At 52.0% G+C, this 2,083-nt stretch carries 2 protein-coding genes; one reads left to right on the top strand and one right to left on the bottom strand.

Annotation, left to right across the window (positions count from 1 at the left end; genetic code table 11):
- Positions 1–288 precede the first annotated feature (288 nt).
- Entirely contained in the window at positions 289–1,209 is a 921-nt protein-coding gene (locus tag RRY12_13055) for a YitT family protein (GenBank protein MEG2185602.1), read from the top strand.
- A 92-nt stretch (positions 1,210–1,301) separates the two neighbouring features.
- Here the strand turns inward: RRY12_13055 and RRY12_13050 are convergent, their stop codons facing one another.
- Positions 1,302–1,844, bottom strand: coding sequence for a universal stress protein (locus RRY12_13050; GenBank protein ID MEG2185601.1), 543 nt, complete (start codon positions 1,842–1,844; stop codon positions 1,302–1,304).
- Positions 1,845–2,083 lie beyond the last annotated feature (239 nt).

Raw genomic sequence — 2,083 nt, 5'->3', positions numbered from 1 at the left:
TTATCTGCATTGGTGCTGGCATTTTTATTCCTCCCGCAAATTGGTTTTTCATGCTACATTTTAACACAGCATCCGTGTTGTAATCGGCAAAAAGGCAAGAGATAATTATTAGTGAAACTACGTATTGCCAAACGACACGATTATAGTATAAAATCTGCTGCTTTAGATATAATGATAGGCAGCGTGCGATGCCGTAACGGACGCCGCCGCAAAGGCCGAAACGAGATAGTTATATAAAAGAATGTAAAAGATCATAAAAATAGAGAAGTTAAAAGGGGACAGGTCCAAATGGGATCGATAGAATCTAAAAAAGAACTCGCGGGTGCAATGAAATGGCGCCATCTTTTCAAGAGGGCGCAGCTTGTCATGCTGGGGGAATGGAAGACGCTGCTCATCTCCATCGCGGCGCTCTTCATATACGCCATAGGAGTCGTCGGCTTTACAATACCCTATAAATTCGCCGACCAGGGCGTCATGGGCATCGCGGTGCTGCTGAAGTATACGCTTGGCTTCAACCCGGCGTGGGTGACGCTCGTCATAAACATAGGCCTGCTTGCGTGGGGCGCGAAGGTTCTTTCCAAACGCTTCGTAATATGGACCTCCATCAACGTCGTGATGCTCTCCGTCATGCTGAACCTGATGCAGTACATACAGTTCCCGCACATCGACGACATCTTTCTTGTCGCGGTGACGGGCGGCGTCATCAAGGGCATCGGCATCGGGCTGCTATTCAGCGAGGGCATAAGCGGCGGCGGCATCGACATAGTGCTGGTGGCGCTGCGGCAGAGGTATGGCATCGAGATGGGGCGTCTCAGCTTCTATTTCAACATGTGCCTGCTCGCCATCTCGTTTGGGATAATAGGGCTGGACAAGGTGATGTACGGCTTCATCTCCTGCTACATCTCTGGCATGACGATGGACAGCCTTCTTTCGTCGTTTGACAAGCGCAAGCTCGTCTTCATCATCGCCTCCGACGCGGACGCCGTCGTAAGCTTCATAAACAAAAAGCTGGGGCGCGGCTGCACGATGCTGGCAAGCGAGGGCGGCTATTCACGCAAGGGCGGCTACACTCTGATGGCGCTGCTTTCACAGAAACAGGCGGTGGAGCTGAAGCGTTTCCTCGCGGAACATTTTCCCGGCTCCTTCATGGTGCTGACGGAGGCAAACGAAGTCGTGGGCAAGGGGTTCAAGCGCTGGAAAAATATATAGCGCGCCGCCTGCCGCAGGTAGCTCCTATAAAATAAAAAACGCGGGGCCGCAAGGCTCCGCGTAAATATTTTGAACGACGGCTTGCCGCGCGCTTAAATCGACGGCAGAGGGTCTTTGTTGTCCCATATTTTTTCGGAGAGAGGTTCGTCGGCTGGCGCCTCGTGCGTGACATAGTCGGTATGGCGGTAGAGCCAGACGGAACATTTCGCTGAGTTTATCACTTTGAGGGCCGTGCTTCCTAGCAGCACTCGTTCGACCGTGCTGTAGCCTTTGTTGCCGATGATGATGACGTCGTAGTGTTCCGCCTCGGATATGCGGATTATCTCAGAGCCGGGGCTTCCCGCCACTTCGACGCGCTCGTCCCAGCGCGGTTCGGGCATGTCGCTGTAATGACCGCGCACGTCGTCTATCAGGTGCTTCAGCTGAACGCGCGCCGCCTCTTTCACCTTCGCCTCGGTGCTGCGCGCCTCCGGCGTGATGAAAAAGTGCAGGTTGTAGCTCTCAACGAAGTTTGAAATAGCGGAGACGACATGGAGGAACGTCACCTCCGCGCCCAGCTGCTGCGCGTAATGATACCCCCGGAACGCCACCTCGCGCCCGATCTGACTGAAATCCACCGCAAGCAAAATCTTCATGCAAATACCCTCCCTGTCACAACATATTTATATAGCTGATGATATTATCCATTTTATAACATATTAATCCACGGTCAAAATACCTAAGCAACAACGAATGCAAATAAGTCCGCCGGCGTGAGGTGAAGGATGTCCGTTTATTTCAAATCGACATGGCGCAAGATGATTTTGCTGATGTGAAGTTCCTGTATTATAATGATAAGATTAATGCCGGCGATTTCCGCCGTTATTACGGAAGG

Source organism: Cloacibacillus sp. (assembly GCA_036655895.1).
Lineage (GTDB): Bacteria > Synergistota > Synergistia > Synergistales > Synergistaceae > JAVVPF01.
Note: the sequence above shows the minus strand (reverse complement) of the source record. Positions and strands in the feature narration are given on the sequence as shown.

Bases quoted from the DNA above. Each gene is read 5' to 3' on its own strand.
- RRY12_13055 (MEG2185602.1), top strand. From the start codon at position 289: ATGGGATCGATAGAATCTAAAAAAGAACTCGCGGGTGCAATGAAATGG.
- RRY12_13050 (MEG2185601.1), bottom strand. From the start codon at position 1,844: ATGAAGATTTTGCTTGCGGTGGATTTCAGTCAGATCGGGCGCGAGGTG.